This window comes from Streptomyces sp. NPDC020597 (assembly GCF_044335095.1).
Lineage (GTDB): Bacteria > Actinomycetota > Actinomycetes > Streptomycetales > Streptomycetaceae > Streptomyces.
On record NZ_JBIRUL010000014.1, the window covers coordinates 62,622 to 86,355 of the forward strand.

At 70.6% G+C, this 23,734-nt stretch carries 25 protein-coding genes; 11 read left to right on the forward strand and 14 right to left on the reverse strand.

Annotated elements, in window-relative coordinates; translation table 11 throughout:
* Positions 1-53: 53 nt before the first annotated feature.
* Positions 54-371 (reverse strand): hypothetical protein, encoded by a 318-nt coding sequence (locus tag ACH4ZA_RS23900; protein WP_398431499.1) that lies wholly within the window; start codon positions 369-371, stop codon positions 54-56.
* A gap of 450 nt (positions 372-821) precedes the next feature.
* Here ACH4ZA_RS23900 and solA point away from each other — a divergent pair, with 450 nt between their 5' ends.
* Positions 822-1,976: an N-methyl-L-tryptophan oxidase gene (gene solA / locus ACH4ZA_RS23905; RefSeq protein ID WP_398431500.1), complete on the forward strand. Its 1,155-nt coding sequence runs from the start codon at positions 822-824 to the stop codon at positions 1,974-1,976.
* A 41-nt stretch (positions 1,977-2,017) separates the two neighbouring features.
* Here the strand turns inward: solA and ACH4ZA_RS23910 are convergent, their stop codons facing one another.
* Together ACH4ZA_RS23910 and ACH4ZA_RS23915 are read right to left on the reverse strand one after the other, a co-directional pair.
* The gene (locus tag ACH4ZA_RS23910; RefSeq protein ID WP_398431501.1) at positions 2,018-2,422 is read right to left on the reverse strand and encodes a hypothetical protein; all 405 of its coding nucleotides are present in this window, start codon (positions 2,420-2,422) and stop codon (positions 2,018-2,020) included.
* Positions 2,423-2,540: 118 nt separating this feature from the next.
* A complete protein-coding gene (locus ACH4ZA_RS23915) occupies positions 2,541-3,845 on the reverse strand; it encodes an NlpC/P60 family protein (protein WP_398431502.1) in 1,305 nt (434 codons plus the stop codon).
* A 657-nt stretch (positions 3,846-4,502) separates the two neighbouring features.
* Here ACH4ZA_RS23915 and ACH4ZA_RS23920 point away from each other — a divergent pair.
* Positions 4,503-5,057, forward strand: a complete 555-nt coding sequence (locus ACH4ZA_RS23920) for a GtrA family protein (protein WP_398431504.1) — start codon at positions 4,503-4,505, stop codon at positions 5,055-5,057.
* Positions 5,058-5,061: 4 nt separating this feature from the next.
* Here ACH4ZA_RS23920 and ACH4ZA_RS23925 read toward each other — a convergent pair whose 3' ends face one another.
* A complete protein-coding gene (locus tag ACH4ZA_RS23925; protein WP_398431505.1) occupies positions 5,062-6,018 on the reverse strand; it encodes a LysR family transcriptional regulator in 957 nt (318 codons plus the stop codon).
* A 95-nt stretch (positions 6,019-6,113) separates the two neighbouring features.
* On the opposite strand from ACH4ZA_RS23925, the gene ACH4ZA_RS23930 reads away from it, so the two are divergent.
* Positions 6,114-7,271, forward strand: a complete 1,158-nt coding sequence (locus ACH4ZA_RS23930; RefSeq protein WP_398431506.1) for a nuclear transport factor 2 family protein — start codon at positions 6,114-6,116, stop codon at positions 7,269-7,271.
* Positions 7,272-7,324: 53 nt separating this feature from the next.
* Positions 7,325-7,615: a hypothetical protein gene (locus ACH4ZA_RS23935; RefSeq protein ID WP_398431507.1), complete on the forward strand. Its 291-nt coding sequence runs from the start codon at positions 7,325-7,327 to the stop codon at positions 7,613-7,615.
* A gap of 143 nt (positions 7,616-7,758) precedes the next feature.
* Here ACH4ZA_RS23935 and ACH4ZA_RS23940 read toward each other — a convergent pair whose 3' ends face one another.
* From ACH4ZA_RS23940 to ACH4ZA_RS23965, 6 genes are all read right to left on the reverse strand, one after another.
* Positions 7,759-7,995, reverse strand: coding sequence for a hypothetical protein (locus ACH4ZA_RS23940; protein WP_398431508.1), 237 nt, complete (start codon positions 7,993-7,995; stop codon positions 7,759-7,761).
* Positions 7,996-8,051: 56 nt separating this feature from the next.
* Positions 8,052-8,537, reverse strand: coding sequence for an RICIN domain-containing protein (locus ACH4ZA_RS23945; RefSeq protein WP_398431509.1), 486 nt, complete (start codon positions 8,535-8,537; stop codon positions 8,052-8,054).
* 237 nt (positions 8,538-8,774) lie between these two features.
* Positions 8,775-11,036 (reverse strand): ATP-binding protein, encoded by a 2,262-nt coding sequence (locus tag ACH4ZA_RS23950; RefSeq protein ID WP_398431510.1) that lies wholly within the window; start codon positions 11,034-11,036, stop codon positions 8,775-8,777.
* 277 nt (positions 11,037-11,313) lie between these two features.
* Positions 11,314-11,763, reverse strand: coding sequence for a spore-associated protein (locus tag ACH4ZA_RS23955; protein WP_398431511.1), 450 nt, complete (start codon positions 11,761-11,763; stop codon positions 11,314-11,316).
* Between the two features lie 169 nt (positions 11,764-11,932).
* A complete protein-coding gene (locus ACH4ZA_RS23960; protein WP_398431512.1) occupies positions 11,933-12,154 on the reverse strand; it encodes a helix-turn-helix domain-containing protein in 222 nt (73 codons plus the stop codon).
* The gene (locus tag ACH4ZA_RS23965; RefSeq protein WP_398431513.1) at positions 12,154-12,639 is read right to left on the reverse strand and encodes a DUF2975 domain-containing protein; all 486 of its coding nucleotides are present in this window, start codon (positions 12,637-12,639) and stop codon (positions 12,154-12,156) included. The genes ACH4ZA_RS23960 and ACH4ZA_RS23965 overlap by 1 nt, the downstream gene beginning before the upstream one ends.
* Before the next feature lie 320 nt (positions 12,640-12,959).
* On the opposite strand from ACH4ZA_RS23965, the gene ACH4ZA_RS23970 reads away from it, so the two are divergent.
* Positions 12,960-13,949 (forward strand): aldo/keto reductase, encoded by a 990-nt coding sequence (locus tag ACH4ZA_RS23970; RefSeq protein ID WP_398431514.1) that lies wholly within the window; start codon positions 12,960-12,962, stop codon positions 13,947-13,949.
* A 64-nt stretch (positions 13,950-14,013) separates the two neighbouring features.
* On the opposite strand, the gene ACH4ZA_RS23975 is transcribed toward ACH4ZA_RS23970, so the two are convergent.
* Positions 14,014-15,969: an amino acid transporter gene (locus ACH4ZA_RS23975; protein ID WP_398431515.1), complete on the reverse strand. Its 1,956-nt coding sequence runs from the start codon at positions 15,967-15,969 to the stop codon at positions 14,014-14,016.
* A gap of 519 nt (positions 15,970-16,488) precedes the next feature.
* Here ACH4ZA_RS23975 and ACH4ZA_RS23980 point away from each other — a divergent pair.
* The 4 genes from ACH4ZA_RS23980 (at position 16,489) to ACH4ZA_RS23995 (ending at position 19,894) form a co-directional block, all read left to right on the forward strand.
* Positions 16,489-17,007 carry a hypothetical protein gene (locus ACH4ZA_RS23980; RefSeq protein ID WP_398431516.1) on the forward strand — a complete coding sequence of 173 codons (519 nt, stop codon included), beginning with the start codon at positions 16,489-16,491 and terminating at the stop codon, positions 17,005-17,007.
* A gap of 140 nt (positions 17,008-17,147) precedes the next feature.
* Entirely contained in the window at positions 17,148-17,990 is an 843-nt protein-coding gene (locus ACH4ZA_RS23985) for a DUF4097 family beta strand repeat-containing protein (RefSeq protein WP_398431517.1), read from the forward strand.
* Between the two features lie 102 nt (positions 17,991-18,092).
* Positions 18,093-19,079 carry an ATP-binding cassette domain-containing protein gene (locus ACH4ZA_RS23990; RefSeq protein ID WP_398431637.1) on the forward strand — a complete coding sequence of 329 codons (987 nt, stop codon included), beginning with the start codon at positions 18,093-18,095 and terminating at the stop codon, positions 19,077-19,079.
* Positions 19,076-19,894 carry an ABC transporter permease gene (locus ACH4ZA_RS23995; RefSeq protein ID WP_398431518.1) on the forward strand — a complete coding sequence of 273 codons (819 nt, stop codon included), beginning with the start codon at positions 19,076-19,078 and terminating at the stop codon, positions 19,892-19,894. The genes ACH4ZA_RS23990 and ACH4ZA_RS23995 overlap by 4 nt, the downstream gene beginning before the upstream one ends.
* Before the next feature lie 165 nt (positions 19,895-20,059).
* Here the strand turns inward: ACH4ZA_RS23995 and ACH4ZA_RS24000 are convergent, their stop codons facing one another.
* Positions 20,060-20,497 (reverse strand): RidA family protein, encoded by a 438-nt coding sequence (locus ACH4ZA_RS24000; protein WP_398431519.1) that lies wholly within the window; start codon positions 20,495-20,497, stop codon positions 20,060-20,062.
* 62 nt (positions 20,498-20,559) lie between these two features.
* Here ACH4ZA_RS24000 and ACH4ZA_RS24005 point away from each other — a divergent pair, with 62 nt between their 5' ends.
* Entirely contained in the window at positions 20,560-21,531 is a 972-nt protein-coding gene (locus ACH4ZA_RS24005; protein WP_398431520.1) for a helix-turn-helix transcriptional regulator, read from the forward strand.
* Positions 21,532-21,756: 225 nt separating this feature from the next.
* Here the strand turns inward: ACH4ZA_RS24005 and ACH4ZA_RS24010 are convergent, their stop codons facing one another.
* Together ACH4ZA_RS24010 and ACH4ZA_RS24015 are read right to left on the reverse strand one after the other, a co-directional pair.
* Positions 21,757-21,927, reverse strand: coding sequence for a hydrophobic protein (locus ACH4ZA_RS24010; RefSeq protein WP_307022079.1), 171 nt, complete (start codon positions 21,925-21,927; stop codon positions 21,757-21,759).
* A gap of 137 nt (positions 21,928-22,064) precedes the next feature.
* A complete protein-coding gene (locus ACH4ZA_RS24015) occupies positions 22,065-22,976 on the reverse strand; it encodes a DUF4436 family protein (RefSeq protein WP_398431521.1) in 912 nt (303 codons plus the stop codon).
* A gap of 246 nt (positions 22,977-23,222) precedes the next feature.
* On the opposite strand from ACH4ZA_RS24015, the gene ACH4ZA_RS24020 reads away from it, so the two are divergent.
* Positions 23,223-23,642 (forward strand): hypothetical protein, encoded by a 420-nt coding sequence (locus tag ACH4ZA_RS24020; protein ID WP_398431522.1) that lies wholly within the window; start codon positions 23,223-23,225, stop codon positions 23,640-23,642.
* The last annotated feature ends 92 nt before the right edge of the window (positions 23,643-23,734 follow it).

The following is a 23,734-nucleotide window of genomic DNA, read 5'->3' on the forward strand; positions in this document are numbered from 1 at the left end:
CCCCCTGCCGAAAGCGCCTCACCGGTCCGGCGGACGGGACTCTCGGGACACGCCTAGATCTCGGAGTCGATGCCCGTGACGACCGCCGGCCCCAGCGGCGCGCTGGTCCCGTCGAGGCCCACGTCGTGCAGGGCCGAGTCCGCGAGCCGGCGGGCGTCCTGCTCGGCGTGCGTGGCGCTGTCCGCCTCGACGGCGAGCCGGATGGTGAACGTGTCGTCCTCGTTCACGGTGAGCGGGTCGAGATCCTGCGCGTCTCCCATCCGCGTGCGATGCGGATCGGCGGGGCGCAGGGCGCGGCCCAGCCGCGCCCGGGCGTCCTGCCCGACGGCGGTGGTGAAGGTGCCGGGCACGGTGATCACGTACGTCGTCATGGTGTTCCCTTCCTCGCTTCACCTTCGCCTACCCCGTGGCGGCGCGGACACGATCTCCGGTGGTCTTCGCCGACGTCCCACCGGCGGACACCCCCCGGGTCACCGGCGGATTCTCCGCGATCTACGATCATCGCCCGCCAGTCGAACCGGGCGAGCCACGCCGGGTCGGGTTCGTGGCCTCCGCCCGCCGAGAAGGAAGCCGCACAGCTCGACCTGCGCATCTGGCGACCGGCCTCCTCCCGCACCGTCTGACGCCCTCGAGGCCGACGCTCCTGGAGACCGACCGCCTTTCAGGCCGACCGTCCTCCGGGCCGACCGGTGAGGAATCGCCCTCGGGCCGGTTCCGGCCCCCGCTTCGCTCCGCGCGCCGCGCGGGATACATTCGAGGGGTTCGGGGCGCTGTGACCGCCTCGGACCACTGCGTGCAGGTTTGAGCGCCGGGAGGGCGACGTGCTCCGTTCCCACGACGTCATCGTGCTGGGCCTGGGAGGCATGGGCAGCTCTGCCGCGTACCACCTCGCCCGGCGCGGTGAGCGGGTCCTCGGCCTGGAGCGTTTCGGGCCCGCCCACGCTCTCGGCGCCAGCCATGGCGGCTCGCGCATCTACCGGCAGGCCTACGCCGAAGGCGCGGCCTACGTGCCACTGCTGTTGCGCGCCCGTGAGCTGTGGGACGAGCTGGCCGCGGAGTCGGGGCGCGACGTGTTCACGTCTACCGGGGCTCTCGTCCTCGGGCCGCACGACAGCCGCATGGTGGCCGGCAGCGTCCACAGCGCCCAGGCGTGGGGGCTGGAGCACGAGGTGCTCGGCAGCGAGGAGGTCCGTAGGCGCTTTCCCACCTTTTCCCCCGCCGCCGACGAGGTCGCGTTCCACGAGCGCGGGGCGGGCGTGGTCAGGCCCGAGCTCACGGTCCGCGCCCACCTCGACCTGGCCGCGGCCGCCGGTGCGGAGCTGCGTTTCGAGGAGCCGGCCCTCCGGTGGGAGATCGACGCCCATGGCGCAGCCCGGGTGGTCACGGCCCGCGGGACGTACCTCGCGGACCGGCTGGTCATCGCCCCCGGCGCGTGGGCGCCCCGGCTGCTGGCCGACATCGGAGTCCCGGTGCGCGTGGAACGCCGCGTCATGTTCTGGTTCGCCCCACGCGGCGGGACCGCCCCCTTCACTGCGGACCGGCACCCCGTGTACGTCTGGGAGGACCGCACCGGCACCGACATCTACGGCTTTCCCGCCCTGGACGGCCCGGACGGCGGCGTCAAGGTCGCGTTCCACGACAAGGGCGCCGCCGCCGACCCCGACCGGCTGGACCGGGAGATCCACCCGCACGAGGTGGAGGCGATGCGCGCGTATCTACGCCCGCGCATCCCCGCTCTGGCCGGCCCCTTCGTCAAGGGAGCCGCCTGCACCTACTCTCTGACCCCGGACGAGCACTTCGTCCTGTCGACCCACCCCGCCCATCCCCAGGTCACCGTGGCCTGCGGTTTCTCGGGCCACGGCTTCAAATTCGTCCCGGTGGTCGGGGAGATCGTCGCCGATCTCTCCATGACCGGGACCACGGCCCACCCCGTCGCACTCTTCGACGCCCGGCGCATGCGTGCCGCATCCTACTGAGACGTCGCCCGTTCGGCGGCGAGGGCCGACGGAGGGGGCCGTCAGCAGCGCCGCAGGCCGTACCTGCTCGGGTCGGCGTCGAACCAACTGGGAGTGAACACCCAGTCGGCCGGCACGTACCCCTCCCTGCCCTCGCTGATCCAGTCGGGCACCGTGCGGTACCAGGTCGTGTTCCCGCCGCCGTGCAGTCCGCCCGTCGACCAGCAGGTGAAGTAGCTGAACGTCGACTTCAGCAGGCCGTTGAAGGGGCTCTCGTGGAACGGCTGGAGCCGGGTCGGCGCGTCGCCGCGGTTCCCGCACCACAGCCGGCCGTCATGGGCCCGGACGCCGCACTCGGCGGCCGCTGCCGAGGACGCCGCCTGCGCGGAGGGGGCAGCGACGGTTCCGGCCAGCACGGTGGCCAGCGCGGTGGAGATCATGGCTGCCTTGACGTGTTTCCCGAACATGTTTCTCCTTCGTTCTCGATGCAGGGGAGGCGTGAACGACAGCAGTCGGGCACGCCGTCGAAACCGGTTACGCGCTGTCGCCCGTGCCGTGGACGGCCGTCGTCGCGCGGTGACGGAGTCAGAACCAAGCCGTGCAGACGATCGAGCCGCCCTTGCCGTTGGTGCCGCAGGCACGCATCACGAGGCCGTTGTCGTTCCACTGTGTGGTGTACGCGTCGCCGCCCGAGGTGACGGTCGTGTAGCCGAGCATCGGCTCCCAGGTGTCCCCGCCGTTGTTGCTGCGATCGACCCAGATCTCGTCACCGACCGTGCCGCCGACGATTCGGCCCCAGGCGCAGGCGGTCGTGCTGTTGTAGCGCAGCTCGACGGTGCGGCCGAACACGGTGGCGGACTTGGCCGTCCACGCGCCGGCGGAGTCCGGTGGGGTGCCGTCACCGCAGGAGGTGTTGGAGGAAGCGCCCTCCAGTGTGCCGCCGATTCTCGAGTACTCCCCGCACGACGGCACACCAGGTGTGATCGCCGGGCCCTGGATGAAGAGGTTGCTGATCCAGCTGCGGTAGTCCGGCAGATAGGTCCAGACGTTGTTGACCATGCCGTCCACGGTGGCCCGTTCTCCCACGCGCTGGCACAGTGCCCGCACGGCGACGGAAATGCCGTTGTTGATGGTCCAGTTGATGCCGCCGCTGCTGCCGGTGGTGGAGTCGTTGCGCAGGTTCGGCTGGCCCCAGGTCTTCACCTGCTTGCCGAGACCGTCGTACTCCCACACCGGGAAGACGCCCGGGACTTCGGGCCGCAGCGCACCCTGGTAGGAGGCCCAGGGGATGTCCGAGACTCTGACGACCTCGGTCGATTCGGGTGCTTCGAGTCGCTTGCCGTTGCCGAGGTAGAGGGCGACGTGGCTGAGCCCCTGGCCGAAGTACATGATGTCGCCGGGCAGCAGCGGAGCCTCGCCCTGCTCCTTGGCGAGCCTGGTGTGCGCGTAGCCGGGGTTCTGCCAGGTGGACTGCGTGGTGCGCTCGCTGATGATGTCCTGGCGGGTCGCCTTGTACCAGGCCCAGCGCACGAGGCCGATGCAGTCGAAGCTCCAGTAGTTCGGATCGTTGATGGACTTCAGGTCGTCCTTGTCCAGCATGCCCTGGCTGGGGCCGGGCAGACCGCCGGCGTGGCCGCCGCCCCAGGCGTACATCCAACCGACGTAGCGGCAGGCGACCTTGACGGCGTCCTGGGCGGCGATGCTCGCTCCCGCCTTCAGCGGCGCGCAGGTGTCGGCGGCCGGTGCGGCCGGTGCGGCGCTCGCCGGAGCCGCTGTCGGCAGGGCCAGGCAGGCGACGGCCACCGCGGCGGCGACCAGCATCCGCAGCGGTCGGAAGCGGCGGTACGGTGTTCCGTCGCGGTCGCGGTCGCGCTGTTTCTGTCTTCTCATGTCGTTCCCCGTTTCTCCGGCCGTGTTCGGTCGTCGCACGGCCGGCCTTGTGCCGTCGGCGTGGGCGAGGCGGCCACGGCGGTGGGTCGGCGCCGTGGGGAGGTGCCCCACAGCAGCCTGCTCTCGGCGCGACCGTCTCGTCCACGCACAGGAGTTGCCCGCCCGGGCGGGCAACGGGAAACCCTCGGGAAACCCCGGTGACCAGCGCGTTGACCGGAGCTGGTCGGCAGCTGGGTCGGGCACGCGGCGCGGGCCGGACGCTCGCGGCCGGGTGCCCGTGGGCCCCGGCCGGCCGGCGGCTGTCGTCCTGCCGCACCTTCGCCGACTGCCGCGCGCGAGCGGGCCTTTGGTGAAACACGAGTGGGTTCGGCTTGGGTGGGACCGGCGAGGGATCCACCTGCTCTCGCCGGACTCCTCGGCGTAGCGTTCATTTTCGCCCATTGCAACGAACGGAAGGAGGGGGGTTGCGTTAGTGCGGCGTCATTGCAACATTTTCATCACGTTCACCTGGGAGTACTCCTTTCTCTTGCAGTAAATCAGTTGCCGTAACTATGAATGCAACGTAGCGTTTCCGGTATGAGGAAAGAGGGGGCAGGGGCTGTGAGGGCCGGGAAGCGCGCGTTACGCAACGGTGATCGGACAACGGGTGGGGACGTCGTGGAGACAGTGCAGGGCGGGCCGCGGGAGGTGTCCGGCGCCTTCGCCGCTTTCACCCGCTTCGTGCTCTGCGGCGGGGGAGTCGGGGTCGCCTCGAGCTTCGCGGTGGCCGCGCTCGCCTCCTGGACGCCCTGGGCTCTGGCCAACGCCGTGACCACCGCGGTTTCCACGCTCCTCGCCACCGAGCTGCACGCCCGGTTCACCTTCGGCGCCGGCGGTCACGCCACGGGACGGCAGCATGCGCAGTCGGCCGGATCCGCGGCGGCCGCGTACGCGGTGACCTGCGTGGCGATGTTCGTGCTGCGGCAGCTGGTGGCGACGCCCGGTGCGCTGCTCGAACAGGTCGTGTACCTGTCCGCCACCGGACTCGCCGGTGTCGCGCGGTTCGCGGTGCTCCGCCTCGTGGTCTTCGCACGCCACCGTTCGGCGACCCCGGGCCCCACGAGCAGCGGCGCGCGGGGCGCCGACGCGGCAGGCGCGGCGCGTCCCGTGCACCCGGCGGCCGCGCGCGGCGCCTCCCCGACCGACCCCGCGGCGCTCTGCCGAGCAGCCTGACCGATCAGCCGGGGAGTGTGCGTCCCCCGCCGGCGTCCGCTCCGGTCGGGCGGCGCCCGCCCCGGGACGGCGCACGGACCGAGGCGAAGACCGCGGCGAGCTCGTCGGCCAACGACGCCGAGGCGGGGTGGGGGTCTCGGCGCGGTGTGATCGTGTAGACGCCCCGGGCCGGGGGGTCGACGAGCGTCACCGTCGTGACATCGGCCCGCAGCGCGCCGGTCAGCACCCCGGGTATGAGCGCGATGGCGTGGCCCGTGGCGACCAGGGCCAGCTTGCCGGGCAGATCGGCTGCCATGACGTCGAAGCGGACGGCGACCCCGGCGCGGGCGGCATGCAGGTGCAGGAGAGCAGCCGAACCGTCGTTGTCCTCGGCCCAGGTCTCGTCGGCCAGCGTCCGCAAGTGCACCGGACCGCGTCCGGCCTGCGGATGGCCGACGGGCACCACGACCACCATGTCGTCCAGCCCGAGGTACCGGCGTTCCAGCCGTGGGTCCTCGGGAAGTCCCGGCGGTGCGTCGGTGACGACGGCGATGTCGAGATCGCCGGCGATCACGCGGTCGTGCAGCGCCGCGCTCAGGCCCGGCCGCAGGCTCCACCGCAGTGACCCGGCGTGCCTCAGCAGTTCCCGGACGGCCTCGGGAACCACTCCTGCGGCCAGGGAAGGCGTCGCGCCGACGGCCAGCGGCCGGTCGAACACCCCGCCACCGGCGTCCCGTACGGCACGCACGGCGCGGTCGGCCTCGTCGAGCGTGGCCAGGGCGTGGCGCCGGAACACCTCGCCCGCAGCCGTGGGGCGCACGCCGCGCGCATGACGCTCCACCAGCGGCACCCCGAGCTCCCTCTCCAGACCGGCGATCTGCCGGGAGACGGCCGACTGCGTGTGATGGAGCGCGGCAGCCGCCGCCGACAGCGAACCGAGCCGGCACACCGTCACAAAGGTCCGCCACACCGTCAGTTCCATGGCACCAGTATGACCTGCGGGTATGCGTGTCACGCAGGGCAGATCCGCGAGATCTGCGCTTGTCGCAGCCCTTGCCGTGCACCAGCCTGACGCCCATGACCTCACCGCACACGATCGCCGTCCTCGGGCTGGGACGCATGGGCGACGCGATCGCGACACGACTGGCCGCCGAGGACTGGGACGTCGTCGGCTGGACACGCTCCGGGCGCACATCGGGCGCCGTCCCGACGACCGCCGATCCGCACGAGGCCGTGGCGAAGGCCGGACTCGTCATCCTGGCGCTGTTCGACGGTCCGGCCTGCCGTCAGGTACTCGACGACGTGCGCAGCTCGCTGCGAACGGACGCGATCGTGGTGAACACCGGCACCATCGCCCCCGCCGAAGCAGCCGAGCTGGCACGGGAGTTCGGCGATTCCTATGTGCACGCGCCCGTCCTCGGCTCCGTGCCCGCGGCCTCGGCGGGCACCCTGCAGATCCTCACCGCCGCCCGCGAGGACACCCTCGATCGAGTCCGACCCGTGCTGGCGGCGCTCGGCACCGTGCGCCGCGTCGACGACGCCTGCACCGCGGCATCGCTCAAGCTGATCGCCAACAGCTGCCTCGCCGGGGCCGTCCTCGCACTGCGCGACTCACTGCGGCACTCCGACGCCCTCGGCCTGTCCCGCGCCCAGACGCTGGACATCCTCGAACTGGGCCGGCTCGGCGGGCTCGTGGCCCGCAAACGGCCCTTCCTGGTCGGCGGGCCGAGCGCCGGCGCCGCCGAGTTCACCATCGGTGCGCTGGCCAAGGACCTGGCGCTGCTGGCCGCCGCGTCGAACACCCCCCTGCACGGCGCAGCCCGTCTGGCCCAGGCCGCCGCCGACCCCGAGGCCGACATCGCCGTCGCCGCGACGGTCCCCGGCGTGCAGGACGCCGTGCTCGAACCGCTCCACGCCTACATCCGCGGACACGCAACCGGCGACCCCACCCACTTCCGCCACGCCTTCCTGCCCACCGCCCACATCGAAGGGATCCGGGACGGCTCGTTCGTCTCATGGCCCCTGGACGAGTACTGCGCCCTCTTCCCCGGCCGGCCCGCCCCGGACGAGCCGACGCGGTCCCGTCGTGTCGACACCGTCGACGTCCACGGCAGCGTCGCGACCGCGACCATGACGCTCGCGCACGGCGCGGACACCTTCACCGACATCTTCTTGCTGGCCCGTGTGGACGACGGCTGGCGCATCGCCAACAAGGTCTATCACCGCCGTAGTTGAAAGACCGGCTGCGGAGTTCAGGGAAGGCCGGCGTACCGATTATGATCTTGGTCATGTCTGTGCAGAACTCCGACAAGACCCTTTCCCGCAAGCAGAGGCTGCAGGAGAAGCAGCGTCGCCAGCTCGCGGTGGTGGACACCGTGGACAAGGCCGAGGCCAAGGTCCGCAAGGCCGAGCTCGAACTGGCCGTGGCCGTCACCGAGGCGGTGCAGGTGTTCGGCGACGAGCACGCGGCGTCCGAAGGACTGGACATGCCGGTCGCGGCGATTCGGCGCTTCCTCGGGATGGCGCAGGACGAAGCCGCCGGCGCAGGCGACGCACCCGAGGCCGTCGAAGGGGCCTGAGGCGCAGTCCGCGTCACAGCCCGCGTCCGACGACACACGGACGGACTGCTCCGACCCGGAACGACAGGACCGCCGCCTCCCGCGAGGCGGCGGTCCTGCCGTATGCCGAGCCCGATCGGGCGATGTCCGTCCGGCGACGGACCCTAGTCACATACGACCGTCGTCACTCGCGTGATGACGGTCTCCCTGATGACCTTGGTGACCCAGTGCCCGTTCTCGAAGACCTGCACGGTTTTGAGAACAGTCACCGGGACGTAGCGGATCTCGGTGTGACAGCCGGCCGCGGGGGCGGCGTGAGCCGCGCCGGAGCCGGCGAGCACACCTCCGCCTGCCAGCATCATCGCGGCGGCCGTCGCTGCGACAGCTCTGCGGATACGCATGGTGCATCACCTCGGATGTCGTCTGATGGCTGTGGCGTGGCCCCTGGAGAAGGCGGTCACCGCCAGTTCTGGTGCGGGTTGCCTGCCTGGCAGCCGATGGTGCGCAGACCGAACTGGCTGTCGTCCAGGCATTCGCCGGTCGCCTGGTTCTCCAGGGAGATCGCGCCGCCGCCGCGCTGCCACACCCACCAGCTCTGCTGCTTGGAGGAGTTGCAGGACCTGGTGTCGAGGGTGACTCCGTCGTCGTACAGGCAGCGACCGGTGGCGATGTTGCGGAACTGACGGGTGCCGTCGTTCCACACATGGACGCGCCAGTTCTGGAAGTCCTGGCTGTTGCAGCCGAAGCCGCGCAGACCGTAGGCGAAGCTGTCGTCGAGGCAGGAGCCGGTGGCGGCATTGCCGTAGTGCTCGACGGCGTCGGCCGCCTCGGCCGGTACGGCGAACGCGCCCAGCAGGGAAAGGGCGGCGGCTGCGGTGGCGATGCCGGCCTGGCGTCGCGCTGTGCGGCGCGGACGAGGGCGGGTGTTCGCGGAGTGGGGCATGTCGGGTCCATTCAGCAGGTGGGACGCCTGGAACTCAGTGCTCGACAGGGACGTGCTGTGCACCGCACGCCGTGCTGTCACGGGAACCATCCTGCTGACCTGCCGGATGGACTGACAGGTCACCGACCGTTCATCTGTGACCGGTCGACGGTGTCGGCTGCTCGCCCGGTCGCCGCATGCCGTGGGGGAGAGTGAGCTGACGGTCGATGCGAGGCCGGGCGTGTCCGGTGGGCGGGGTCAGCGCGTGCCGTGCGGGTCGCGCCCGTGGCCCAGCCGGTCGAGCTGTATGTCCACCTGATCCGCTTCCCGATCGCGTCCCTGCTGCCGGTACAGATGCCGTGCCTGCCGCCAGACGTCGAGGGCCCGGTCGTCGTGGCCCAGTGCGGCGTGGGTGTGACCGAGCCGTTCGAGTGTGTCGGCGGTCTCGTAGCTGTTGTCGAGGTCGCGGTAGAGGCTCATGGCCTGGAGATAGTGCCGGACGGCGTCGTGGTGCCGGCCGCTGTGGTGGTCGATGTAACCGAGGCTGTCCAGGGTCTGCGCCTGGCCGTTCACGTCCTGATGGTGCTGGTAGAGGGCGAGGGCCGACTGGCAGTGCTCGCGTGCGGTGTCGTGCTCTCCGAGACGCGCGGCGTACCAGCCCACGGCGTTGAGCGCGTTGGCCTCGCCGATCGGCTGGTCGAGGCCCCGGTACAGGGCGAGTGAGCGCCTGGCGTGCTCGAGAGCGCGCCGGCCGTCGGGCCAGATCGACGCGAGTGTGTAGTGCGCCTGGGCCTGCAGGGCGCGGTCGTTCCGCTGCTCGCTCAGGACGAGGGCCTGGTTCAACGCGGCGATCGCCTCCTGATGGTGCCCGAGCACGACGTGGGCACGGCCCAGCAGCCGATAGGCGAGTATCAGGGCGCCGGAGTCGGGCAGCCGGCCGGCGGAGTCCACGGCGATCCGCCACACGCCGAGCTGATCGTGGCGGTGACCTCGTCGGTAGTGGAAGTCGTACAGCGCCCACGCCAGCTGCCAGGCCGTGTGGTGGCAGGCATGTGCGACGGCGGTGCGCTGGGCGGCGAGCAGGTTCCTGTGCTCGGTGTCGAACCAGTCCATCGCGGCCGGGATGTCGGGCAGCGGCTCCGGGTCGCAGCCGGCCGGCGGCGGGGTGAGCTCGATGGGGTCGCGGTGGGAGTCGAGGAGACGGTCGGCGGCGTAGGCGGTGTGGGTGTAGAAGTCGAGCACCCGCCGCAACGCCGTTTCGCGTGTGCTGTCGGGCAGGCGGCGGGTGGTGGCGGCGTAGCGGCGGATGAGGTCGTGCATGCGGTAGCGGCCGCCGGCGTCCTGGTCGACCAGGGACGCCTGCTCCAGCCTGCGCAGCACGGCCCTGGTCCGGATCCGGCCGAGTCCGGTGAGGCTGGTGGCGGCAGGCAGACCGATGTCGGGCCCGGGTGCGGCCGCGAGCAGAGCGAACACCTCGGCCTCCTCGTCGGTCAACGCCCGGTGGGACAACGAGAGCACCGCGGGCAGGCTCGCGGCGGGATCGGCGTCATCCAGCAGGTCGAGTGCGCCGTCGCGCAGCTCGTCGGCCAGGCCGGCCAGGGACAGGTGGGGATGGGTGTGGGCGCGGCCGGCGACGATGCTCAGGGCCAGCGGGAACCCGCCGCACAGACCGATGAGGTCCTCGACCGCGGAGGGCTCGGCGGCGACGCGGTCGGCGCCGAGCCGGGCGACGAGAAGTCCGCGGGCCTCGGTGTCGGTGAGCGTGCCGACGGACAGGTGACGGGCGCCGTGGCCGGTGATCAGGCCCGACAGCCGGTTGCGGCTGGTGACCGCCACGGTGCAGGTGTCCCCGCCCGGCAGCAGTGACGTGACCTGGGCGGTGTCCGCGGCGTTGTCGAGCACCAGCAGCATCCGCTTGCCGGACACCAGGCTGCGGAACAGGGCCGCCTGAGCATGCGGGGCGACGGGGATGCGGTCGGGGTCGACGCCGAGTGCGTCGAGGAAGCCGCGGACCGCCACGGCCGGGTCCATGGGCTCGCTGTCGGGGCTGAAGCCCCGCAGGTCGACGAAGAGCTGCCCGTCGGGGAATCGGTAGGCGTTGCGGTGGGCCCAGTGCAGGGCCAGCCATGACTTGCCGACGCCGCCGGCCCCGGCGATCGCGGAGATGACCACAGGGGCCGCCCCGTCCGCAGCGGAGCGCAGCGCGGTGTCCAGCCGGTCCAGTTCATGGTGGCGGCCCACGAACGGCATCGGTGGGGCGGGCAGTTGGCGCGGGACCGGGAGGGCCGGGTGTTCTGCCGCGCCGGCCGCCGCGGCCAGCAGTTCTTCCAGTTCGGCCGGCCGTAGGTCGAGCGCGGAGGCCAGTTGACGCACCGACGCCAGCTGTGGGTTGCGCCGCTTGCCGGTCTCCATGCCGCGGATCGTGCTGACCGAGACGCCGGAACGCTCGGACAGCGCCTCCTGGGTGAGACCCGCGCGCAACCGGAGCCGACGGACCGTCGTCGCGAAGTCACCGTCCATGTGAACCTTCCTGGCAGACGGATCGATCACGGGCCGCCTGTCGTCTTCCCCCTGCACGACGACGGCTGAGATCGCCGCGTGATCGCCCCGCCGGAGCGGGATCCGGCCCTGAGGTGCGGGCCGGACCGTCGTGGACTGCCGTGCCGTGCGCCACCGCGCCCTGCGGCCGGCTCCCGCCTGATCAGGCTCCCGCCTCGTCCGGCCTTGCGGTCGGTGGTCGTGAGGCGGGGCTGAGGGCCGGTGGCCGGCGTTCTGTCAGGTGCGGTGGGCGGACGGATCAGCGGGTGTGGGTGGTCCGGTGCTCGCTGAGAGAGGCGCAGTTGGAGCCGGTCACCTGTACGTAGGTGGTGGCGATGCTGCCGCCCCAGTCGACGCAGTGTCCCTTGCCGATGACGTAGGAGGGGCCCGCGTACGAGGTGTAGCTACCGTCGTCGTTGTCGCCCTCGTCGGTGTCGGGGACATAGATCCAGGCGGACATGGGCACCGCGGTGCCGGGGTTGTTGCGGATGGTGACGACGCAGTTGTTGCCGTTGGCGGCGTTGTACGTCAGGTAGATGGTGCCCAGTGAGCCGACGGCCGCGGAGTTCACGGTCTTGTAGCCGCTTCCGCAGACTTTCTGCGGTGTGGTGTTGGGTGCGGCGGAGGCGGGTGCTGCGAGAGCGGTCGTGGCCCCCAGCGACACAGCCGCCACGGCCGCGGCGCCCAACATGGAGTGAGTGAAGCGCATATTTCCCCCTTGTGTGCTTAGGAGTTCATTACTCCTGCCTTAAGTGACGGGCGTGGCCTGCGGATGGTTGTGCCGGAGTTACCGCCATTTTCGGTCGTAACTGGCGCTGCAAATGGCTGAGTTGAAGCACAACCGGAGGGCATTTTCATGGCCCGCCTCGGGGGAGCGGTCATCCGCCTGCGGCGTCCTCGGCCTCCCAGCGCAGCAGGTCGCCCGGCTGGCACTCAAGCACCTCGCAGAGCGCGGCGAGCGTCGCGAAGCGCACTGCCCGTGCGCGGCCGTTCTTGAGCACCGCGAGGTTGGCGGGCGTGATCCCTATGCGGTCCGCCAGTTCGCCCACGGACATTTTGCGCCTGGCCAGCATCACGTCGATGTCGACGGCGATCGGCATCAGATCACCCCGTCCAGCTCGGCCTGCATCCGAACGGCTTCGACGTCGCGCGCGACGGCCTGGGCGAGCAGCATCCGCAGCACGAGCACGATGAGCGCGATCCCGAGGATGGCCACCCCGATCCCGCCCATGATGACGGTGACACCCGGGTCGTCACGCTGGCCGGGCGCGTTGACGGCCGTCACCGCGAACCACAGAAGGGCGGCCGCGACGATCGCGCCGATCACTCCGTCCACGTACCGGAAGGCGGAGTGGGAGAACACCGTTCCGCGGCGCACCATCGACACCAGCCGCCAGACGCAGACCAGCGCGACCTGGACCGTGACCATGCCCAGCATCGTGATCACTCGCAGCGGCGTCAGGGGGAGGGACCCGTCTTCGGGGTCGGTGGCCAGCGCCCACACCATCGATGCCTGTACGAACAGGGTGCCGGTGAGCACCACCACGAGCACGGCGCGCAGCGCGCCCACTGTCAGTCTTCCCACGTCCCGTCCTTCCATCGAATCACGATGGAAACCTATCGATATTCGATAGTCTGGGCAAGAGGTGCGGGCGAGTGGACGGCGATCGCTCGGCGTGGTGCGAGGCGACGGAGCCCGCCCGGGGTACCTGGACGGCGCTTGCGCTGGAGTGCGCTCCAGGGCGTAGCGTCACGGACACCGCGGCACACGAGACCCGCACGACCCGGACCGCTCACGGGATGCCGGGAGGTGGAATCCATCGCTAGATGGATGAGGGCGCGGGCCTCGTGGCGGTCCGAACGACGAACGATGAACGAACAAGCAGGGAAAGGCTGGGATACGACATGCAGAAGCGCAGTCTGCGGGACCTCCAGGTATCGGCCGTAGGCCTGGGATGCATGGGCATGTCCGCCTTCTACGGATCCACCGATCGGGAGGAGAGCATCGCGACCGTCCGGCGCGGCCTCGAGCTCGGGGTGAACTTCCTCGACACCGCGCAGATGTACGGTCCGCTCACCAACGAGTCACTCGTCGGCGAAGCGATCCGAGGGCATCGCGAGGAGTATGTGATCGCGACGAAATTCAACTACCGGATGGACGACGCGGTACCCGGCGACATCAGCACGGTCGGCCCGCAGGACGGCTCGGCCGAGCATGTCCGCAGCTCGGTCCACGGTTCCCTGGAGCGGCTGGGCACCGACCACATCGACCTCTACTACCAGCACCGGGTCGACCCGAACGTCCCCATCGAGGAGACGGTCGGCGCGCTGGCCGAGCTGGTCGCCGAGGGAAAGGTGCGGTACATCGGTCTGAGCGAGGCGAGCGCGGAGACCATCCGGCGTGCCCACGCCGTGCACCCGGTCACGGCCGTGCAGAGCGAGTACTCGCTGTGGTCGCGGGACGTGGAGGCCGAGGTGCTGCCCGCCTGCCGTGAGCTGGGCATCGGTTTCGTCCCGTACTCACCGCTCGGCCGCGGCTTCCTCGCCGGGCGGTTCGCCTCGCTGGACGAGCTGGACGCGAACGACTGGCGCCGCGAGAACCCGCGCTTCCAGGACGCCAACCTGAAGGCGAACCTGCGGCTGGCGGAGAAGGTGAAGGAGATCGCCGCCGAGAAGGAGGTGACTCCGGCCCAGCTGGCCATCGCCTGGGTGCTGGCGCAGGGCGAGGATTTGGTGCCGATCCCGGGCACCAAGCGCCGGACCTACCTGGAGCAGAACGCCGCCGCGACCGCCATCGTGCTGACCGGGGACGACCTGGCCCGCATCGACGCGGAGCTGCCCGAGGCGGCAGGGCAGCGATACGACGAGGCGGGGATGCGCAGCGTCAATCGCTAGCACTGCGATCGGCGGGTTCACCACGGGGCCGTGACCGGTCCCGTGGTGCCGGTTGCCCGCAGGCTCAGCCGGTGTGGACGCGGGGGCGGCGGGCGCGGTCCGGCTCGGCCTCGCGCAGGACCTCGCGGGTGACCGGGGCGACCTCGCCCTGGCCGAAGAGGAAGAAGCGCAGGAAGTTGGCGAACGGGCCGCCCTCGGTCCACTCGAAGTAGATGTGCGGGACGCAGCCGGTCGAGTCGCGGACGTGCAGGAGCAGGGCGGCCAGGGCGTTGGAGACGGAGGAGGACTCCAGGGTCAGCACGCGGTAGCGGTTGTGCAGGACCTCACCGCGTACCGTCAGGCCGGACTCGAACTCGGAGGGGTCGGTCACCGTCACCTCGACGAAGACGAAGTCCTCCTGCTCCGGCATGTCGTTGTCGGCTCGGATCTGCTCGACCTTGTCGCGGTACTCGGCCTTGTCCCGCTGGTCCGGCTCGTTGGCGATGAACCGTATCTTCCGGCTGGCCATGTCCCGGATGAATCGTTCCGCCATGTCGTCCAGCGTCACGCTCGTCACGCGCAGCTCGAAGGCTCGGGCCAGCCTGGAGAGCAGCGAGACGATGATGATGCCGGCGATGAAGCAGGCGCCGATCTTGACGCCGTCGGGGCGCTCGATGACGTTCGCGACGGTGACGTACAGGAACACCGCGGAGATGAGGGCGAAGCCGATCGTCCAGCCCCGCTGGCCGGCCTTGCGGGCGGCGATGGTCACCGCGATGGCGGCGGAGCTGATGAGGACCAGCACGCCGGTGGCGTACGCGCCGCCCTGGGCGTCGACGTCGGCGTCGAAGATCCACGTGACGAGGAAGCCGATGAGGGTGAAGACGATGACCATCGGGCGCACGGCCCGCGCCCAGTGCGGGGCCATGCCGTAGCGGGGCAGATAGCGTGGCATGAGGTTGAGCAGGCCGGCCATGGCGGAGGCGCCCGCGAACCACAGGATGGCGATGGTCGAGATGTCGTAGACCGTGCCGAACGTGTTGCCCAGGTATTCGTGGGCGAGGTAGGCGAGGGCGCGCCCGTTGGCCGGGCCTCCGGACTCGAAGTCCTTCTCCGGGATGAGGAGGGTGGTGATGAAGCTGGTGGCGATCAGGAAGACGCTCATGATGAGCGCGGCGGTCGTCAGCAGTTTCTTGGTGTCGCGGATCCGTCCTCGGGGGTTTTCCTCCGTGTCGCCGTCGTCGCCCTTCACATGGGGCATGACCGCGACGCCGGTCTCGAAGCCGGACAGGCCCAGCGCCAGCTTGGGGAAGACGAGCAGCGCCACGCCGACCATGACGAAGGCGTTGCCGTGCTCGGCGGTGAGCGCGTCGGCCCAGTCGGTGATCACATGACCCGCTGTGGCGACGTGCCACATGCCGACGACGACTACCACGACGTTCAGTGCGAGGTAGACGCCCACCAGGGCGACCGCGACGCCGATCGCTTCCAGGAAGCCCTTGAGGAACACCGCCCCGAGCAGGGCGACCAGGATCAGGGTGATCAGCAACTGCTTGTCGTGCAGCGAGCTGGTCAGATGCGGGTTCTCGACGAGATGAGTCGAGGCGTCGGCCGCCGAAAGAGTGATGGTGATCAGGAAGTCGGTGGCGGCGAAGCCCAGCAGGGTCAGGACGAAGAGCTTGCCCTTCCAGAAGGACAGCAGCCGCTCGAGCATCGAGATCGAGCCCTCGCCGTGCGGACTCTCCTCCGCCACCCGACGGTAGACCGGGAGGGCGCCGACCAGGGTGACGAGGACGAGGACGATCGTCGCGATCGGAGAGAGCAGACCGGCGGCGAGGGCGGCGATGCCTGGCTGGTAGCCGAGGGTGGAGAAGTAGTCGACGCCGGTCAGGCACATCACCCGGTACCAGGGCTGGCCCTTGTGCGGGGCCTCGGGCGCGGAGTGTGGGCCGGTGTGGCCGCCGGACCTGCCCATGTCGGACAGGCCCTCGAGCATCCACGTCCGCAGACGGCTCGGCGGCGGGTGTTCGGTGGTGGCCATCGGCGTGCTCCCGGGGTGCGGTTCGGCGTGTGGTTTCGGCCATCACGCGGACGGCGGTATCAGCGTATGCAGGGAGTGACCTGCCGGCCGAGGGATGGATCACACGGCGGCGTCAGGGATGCGTTAAGACCGGCCGTGGCACGTCGGCGGCCCGTCATGCGGCGGCCGTATCGTGCGCACGCCGTGCGGTGCGAGGAACGCATCCGAGGTCAGGGCGGCGGCAAGGTCGTCGGCTCCGGGGCCGTCGTCCGGTACGCCGCCGTCGACGAGAACCTCATCGCCTGGGTCACCGACGCCAAGGGTGCCGTCCGTCGTGAGGCTTGGTGGCATCTGGCGCCACCGTGTGCCATCCGGAGCCATCAGGTGCCACCGAAGGGTCGGCAGGGTGTGTGGCGCCATGATGGCTCACGAGGGATGTCAGAAGGTTTCCGCAGGTCAGAGTGGTCACGCGCGATACCGGTTCGCTCGGTGACGCCATGCGCCTTGCGTGTGGCGTCACAGTGGTGCCATGATGGCGTTATGGACCTCACCCCGTACGTCGACTCCCTCCGCCGTGAGCTCGCGGTGGCCGCCCAGGCCGGCGGCGAAGAAGCCCGCGAGCTGGCCGAGAGGCTCACCGCGCCCCTGGAGTCCGCCACCCGGCTGACGATGCTCAACGTGCTCTCCGCCGCGATGGACGAGATCACCCGCGACCTCGCCCCGGGTTCGGTCGACGTACGGCTGCGCGGGCTCGACCCCGACTTCGTGGTCACCCCGCCGCCCACCTACGGCGGCACCGTCGCGGAGCCGGCCACGCCTGCCGAGCCGCTGGGCGCCCCGGCGTCGGTCGACCTCGACGAAGGCGGCACGGCTCGCGTCAACCTGCGTCTGCCGGCCCACCTCAAGGGCCGCGCCGAAGAGGCCGCCGCCCGCGACGGCCTGTCGGTCAACGCGTGGCTGGTGCGCACCGTGTCGGCGGCGCTCGACGGCGGAGCCCGGTCACGTAGCCCGGAGAAGACCCAGACCGTCGGACAGAGCTTCACGGGCTGGGTGCGCTGATCGCGTCCCCGCCCCTCCTGCCCACCCCTGCCACGTCAGCCCCACCGTTCGAACCGCTCCAACCGCTGCATGCGCACCACTTCACCCATGCCCCGTTCACCAGCGGGGACAGCCCAAGGACCCAAGAGGACGGGACAGCCATGCCTTCTTTCGACACTCCCGAACCGATTTCGGTTACCGCCTACGTGTACGCCGGTTCGATCCAGTTCACCGCCGGCGACCGCCTCGACACCGTCGTCGAGGTGCTACCCCGCGACCCGAAGAAGGACCTGGACGTACGCACGGCCGAGCAGACCGAGGTCGGCTGCACGGGCGGCGTCCTGACCGTCACCACGCCCAAGGCCAATCTGCTCGGACGTGGCGGCACCGTCGACGTGACGGTGGAGCTGCCCACCGGGTCCGGCGTCGACGTGACGGGCGCCGGGGTCAGGGTGCTCAGCGAGGGCCGGCTCGGCGAGGTGCGCGTGAAGACCTCGGCCGGCGACGTCCGCCTCGACACCACCGGCCCGCTGCAACTGAAGGCGTCGCACGGTTCGACCATCGTCGACCGGGTCGAGGGCAGGGCCGACATCACCAGCAGCACCGGCGACGTGCGCGTCGGCCTCGTCGACGGCCCCGCCGTCCTGAAGAACTCGCACGGTGCCATGACCGTGGGCGCCGTGACCGGCGAGCTGCGGGTGAACGGTGCCAATGGTGCCATCGACATTCGGCGTGCCGAGGCGTCGGTCACCGGCACCACCACGAACGGACTCCTCCGCGTCGCCGAAGTCAGCCGCGGCGAAGTCCGGTTGGAGACCTCCAACGGCTCGATCGAGGTCGGCATCCGCGAGGGAGCTGCCGCCTGGCTCGACGTCAGCTCGAACCGAGGGCAGGTGCGCAACGCGCTCGCCGCGTCCGAGCCCCCGGAGTCGGCCGCGGACGTCGTCAAGCTTCACGCGCGGACCAACTGGGGCAACATCGACGTCCTGCGTGCCAAGGTCTGAGGACCTTCACCCGCTGCCGGGTCCCCCTGTCGAATTCCCGACTCTTCGCATCACTCCATCACTTCAGTCTTCGCCCAGGAGGGCCACATGCCTTTCTCTGTCATGCCCACATCCAATTCAGGTGGCGATCGCGCGCCGTCGGCCGCCATCTCCGCCGCCGGGTTGCGAAAGTCCTACGGCGACAAGATCGTCCTCGACGGAATCGACCTGCACATCCCGGCCGGGTCGGTGTTCGCGCTGCTCGGACCGAACGGCGCAGGCAAGACCACCGCCGTCAAGATCCTCTCCACCCTCATCACCGCCGACGGCGGGCAGGCCCAGGTGGCCGGACACGACGTCACCACGTCACCGGACGGGGTCCGCGCGGCGATCGGCGTCACCGGGCAGTTCTCCGCCGTCGACGGCCTCATCACCGGCGAGGAGAACATGCTTCTCATGGCCGACCTGCACCACCTGCCCAGGCGCGAGGGGCGGCGGGTCGCCACCGAACTGCTCGAGCGCTTCGACCTCGCCGAGGCGGCGGGGAAGCCCGCCTCCACCTACTCGGGTGGCATGAAGCGCCGGCTCGACATCGCCATGACGCTGGTCGGGGACCCCAGGATCATCTTCCTCGACGAACCGACCACCGGCCTCGACCCGCGCTCCCGCCACACCATGTGGCAGATCATCCGTGAACTCGTCGCCGACGGAGTCACCGTCTTCCTCACCACCCAGTACCTGCAGGAGGCCGACGAACTCGCCGACCGCATCGCGGTGCTGAACGACGGCAGGATCGCCGCCGAGGGCACCGCCGACGAGTTGAAGCGCATGATCCCCGGCGGCCACGTCCGGCTCCGCTTCACCGAACCGGCCGCCTACCGGTCCGCCGCATCCGCGCTGTCCGACGCCACGCGGGACGACGAGGCGCTGGCGCTGCGGATCCCCGGCGACGGCAGCCAGCGCGAACTGCGTTCCCTCCTCGACCGGCTGGACTCGGCCGGCGTCGAGGCGGACGAACTGACCGTGCACACCCCAGACCTCGACGACGTGTTCTTCGCCCTCACCGCCCCCGCCGACATCGCCGACCAGCCCAAGGAGACCGCCCGATGAGCACCTCCCTGACTCCCGCCCGCCCGGCCCGGATCTCCCTCGCCGTCCGCGACTCGACCACGATGCTGCGCCGTAATCTGCTGCACGCGTGGCGCTACCCGTCCGCGACCCTGAACCTGCTGCTCACACCGATCATGATGTTGCTGCTCTTCGTCTACATCTTCGGCGACGTGATGAGCGCGGGCATCGGCGGCGGCGGTGCGGACCGCTCCGAGTACATCGCCTACATCGTCCCGGGCATTCTGATGATGACCATCGGCAGCACCGTGATCGGGGCCGCCGTGTACATCTCCATGGACATGAACGAGGGCCTCATCGCCCGCTTCCGCACCATGGCGGTCTACCGTGGCTCCGTGATCGTCGGACACGTCGTCGGCAGTGTGGTGCAGTGCCTCGCCAGCGTGGTCCTCGTCGGAGCCGTCGGCGTGGCCATCGGCTTCCGGTCCACGGACGCCACCCTCCTGGAGTGGCTCGCGGCGTTCGGGCTGCTGGCGCTGTTCGCCCTGGCGCTCACCTGGATCGCGATCGGGCTGGGCATGGCCAGCCCGAACCCCGAGGCGGCCAGCAACAGTGCGATGCCGCTGATCCTCCTGCCGCTCGTGTCCAGCGCCTTCATCCCGGCCGACACGATGCCCGGCTGGTTCCGGCCGATCGCCGAGTACCAGCCGTTCACTCCGGCCATCGAGACCCTGCGCGGCCTGCTGCTCGGAACCGAGATCGGCAACAACGGGTGGATCGCGATCGCCTGGTGCGCCGGCCTGATCGTGCTCGGCTACCGCTGGTCCACGGCGCAGTTCAACCGCGATCCCGAGTAAGTCCCCTGACGGCGCGCGCCGTACCGCGCGGGGACGCAGGTGTCAGGCGGCCCCGCCGCACTCAACCCCACGAAGACAGAAGGGCCTTGCCGCCCGGCCGACTCCAGGCCGGGCGGCTCGCCTCTGTGCGGCGGGCCGGGTCGACCCGGCGCGGCCGCCCTCGGGTCAGGCGCGGACGGCGACTGCCTCCACTTCGAACAGGACGTCGGGAGCGGCCAGGCTCGCGACACCGATGAGGGTCTGTACGGGCGGTTCGGTGCCCCAGGCCGCCCGCACGGCCGCGGCGATCGGTCCCAGCCTGCTCACGTCGTGGTTCACCACATACGTCCTGAGCTGGACGACGTGGCCGAGGTCGAGCCCATGGGCGGCGAGGGCCACGCCGATGTTGTGAAACGTACGCTGGACCTGCTCGGTGAAGTCGGCGGAGACGACAGCGCCGTCCGGGCCCGACCCGTACTGACCCGACACCAGCACCAGTTCGGTCCTTGCCGGGACGGCGACGGTGTGGCTGTACCCGAACGGAACCGGGTCGTGCAGACCTTCCGGATTGAGCAGGGCGGGGGCTGTGCGGATCGCCTCTTGGGGGCGCTGGGTCTGTGTCATGCCGGTAAGCCTCGCAACGCATACACGACATCGTGTGTCACGTATTCCTGTAGCGTTTTCGGATGCGCGCCGACCGGTTGGTATCGCTGGTACTGCTTCTGCGGCAGCACGGTCGACTGTCCGCGGCCACGCTGGCACGAGAACTGGAGGTGTCCACCCGCACCGTCCTGCGCGACATCGAGGCGCTGTCGGCGGCCGGTGTCCCGGTCTACGCCGAGCGCGGTCGGCACGGCGGTTTCACGCTGTTGCCCGGCTTTCACACCGAGCTCACCGGGCTGAACCATGATGAGGCGCTCGCCCTGCTGGTTGCCGGGTCTCGCCCCGGCGCGCAGGCGTTCGGCCTCGGTTCGGCGCTCGCGTCGGCCATGCGCAAGGTGGTGGACGCGTTGCCCGAAAGTCATCGGGCCATCGCGGCCGGCGCGGCGCAGCGCGTGCTCATCGACCCGGAGACCGACCTCCTCGCGCGCTGGCTGGCCGCCGCCGAGGAGGTGCCCGACACCGTGGTCACCGAGGTCCGGCGCGCGGTGTTCGGCGGACACAAGCTGCGCATCCACTATGCGGCCGTCGACCAGAGCCCGAAGTGGCGCACGGTCGACCCGATCGGCCTGGTCACCGCTCGCGACCAGGGCTACCTGCTGGCCACCCGATCGGGCACGGAGCGCACCTACCGGCTGTCCCGGATCCTGGCCGCGGAGGAACTCGCCGAACCGGCCGTGCGGTCCGACCGCGTTGACCTGGACCGCGTCTGGCAGGAACGCAGCACACGGTTTCGCTCCGGTGGCGACCAGGTCACCGTGCTGGTTCGGGTGAGCCCGACGCGGCGGAAGGATCTGGAGGGCACCGCGTTGGCGGTCGTCGCCGAAGTGCCGGACACCGACGGATGGTTGCGGGTGGAGGCCACCTTCCAGGACGCGCGGCACGCCGAATGGGCCCTGTGGCAGCTCGCGACAGACGCCGAGGCACTGGCCCCGCACTGGCTGCGCGACTCCCTGCGGGAGCGTGCCGCCACGATCGCGAGCCGTTACGAAGTGTGATCCCGATGGGGTCGGTGAGTCGGTGAGTCGGTGAGCGATGAGTCGGTGGGTCGCTGCGGCGCTGACGCGCTGACGCGCTGACGCGCTGACGCGAGCTCCTGCGCAGGCGGCCGCCCTGGACGCCCTCGACGACCGGGCCCTCCCGGCGTCAAAGGCGCTCGGTTTCTCGGGACACGACTGTGGGCCCCGGGTTCTCCCCGGGGCCCACGGAGCCGTTGTCGAGGGCTACCAGCGGTACCAGCGGCCCCTGCGGCCGCCGGTGTCGGCGCTGCGCATGACGAAACCGAGCAGCCAGACCGCCAGCACGATGACGGCGATCCACCACAGTGCCTTGAGCGCGAATCCCGCGCCGAAGAGGACCAGAGCCAGCAGAAGAACGAGAAGCAGGGGAACCATAGTTATCAACCTCCGTTGGTCCGCTTGCCCGGCGAATCGAAGAACACGCAGCGGATTCCCCTCGTTTCTGCATCATTCTGGCGGGTACCGTTCCGTGTTGCCCCACGGCCGCCGCCGCGGTCGGTGAGGGACGGCCCCTACGTGGCGGGGGAGTCCTTCGAGCGGAGGGCGGCTCGGAGCGCGGAGCGCACGCCGGTGGTGACCACGGTGATCAGGCACAGAGCGATGACGGTCTCGGCCCACAAGAAGGCGAACCAGTCCAGCACGCAGCCGATCGGGGGTGAGCCGGGGGCGGTGTTGCGGAACGCGGCGAGAGCGAACAGCGTGGCTGCCATCCAGGCCAGGGCAGGCCAGACCAGGCCCTCGCCGCGGGTCGCCAGGAACCAGGATCCGAGCAGCACGGACCCCGCCAGCGCCCACATCACGACCATCATGAACACCGCGAAGACGAGCAGACTGCCCGATCGGGACAGCTTCAGCCCCACGGCGGCCTCCTGCCCGGACGCCGTGGGTGTCGTGGAGACGGAGAAGAGAGTGGCGGCGTTGGAGAAGAGCATCCGCGCCGGCACGGGGTCGCCGTCCATCAGCGCCCAGAACTCGATGTCGGTCTCGTAGGTGTCGAAGGGGTAGTCGCTGATCGATCCACCGGTGAGCGCGACCTGCACGTCCTTGGGCGCGAGCCGCTCATGTGCCCGGTACGTCAGGTCGCTGAGGGTCGCCACCGAGGTCTGGAGACTCAGATCGGAAACCGGCGCGGTCCCGGAATCCTCACCGAGAGCGCCGCGCGGTGTGACCCGGATGCGCAGCACGAGCTCCCTGGCCGCGGCGTCGACGCTCTGGACGGTGGCCTCCACGTCCACCCGGTCGGCGGCCCGGGATCCGACCGTGTGCACCGTGTCGATCGCCTCCCGTTCGGTGTACTGCAGCCACGATCCCACGGACACCGCCGCCAGGATCAGGCCCGCGAGGAGAAGCATGATCGGCAGGATCGACACCCGGTAGAAGCTGGGCGGTCGAGACGGTCGCGGCGAGCGGGTGGGCGGGGCCATGGTGACTCCGACGAGGGGAGAAGGACAGGGGCTGGTTCCGCCCGGTGCGGGGAGCGGACCCTTCGTCCGCGGTGTGCGAGGGGGAGGGGCGTGTCGGTTCCCCGACCGGCATGGCGGTGCATGAAGTGACACTCCGTCAGCAGCCACCCACTGTAGGTGTCGAGTCGCCTTTCGCGGCGGAGGCCGAGGCCGGGGCACGGGAAAAAATCGAGCACGCAATCCGCCGGGGGTGACATCCTGGGGCTCGTGCCGGCCCGTAACCGCAGACTGCCGCGCGACATGTCGTGGCCGCTCACCGCATCCGACATCCGCGCCGCCCTCGGCGAACAGGTTGCCGACGCTGCCGACGTGGGCTTCGGCGACCGGCCGCCCAGCGACGGAACGCTCCTGTGCGTCGAATGGACTCCGCCGATCTCGTCCAACTACGGCAGCGGCATTCACCCCACTCTGTGGAACAGCTTCCGCATCCGGGTCATGCCGCTTCCGTCCATCGAACGGGCCGCGGCCCGCCGCGTCCTGCAGGAGCACGCCCTGCCCGAGCTCGCCGCATGGATCAGCGCCGCGCGGCGGGCTCCCGAGGGCTGGACCCTGACGCGACGCAGCCGATCCTGGCGAACGGCCGGAGACGCCGTCGTCTCCAGGGACGACGGGGAACCCTACCGTTGACGAATTGTCGCCGGGTCAACGCTCGCCGAGGCAGGACGACCTCGACCTCACCGTGATCGCTGCTCCTGCCCGCGGTCCGCAGCACGCCGGGG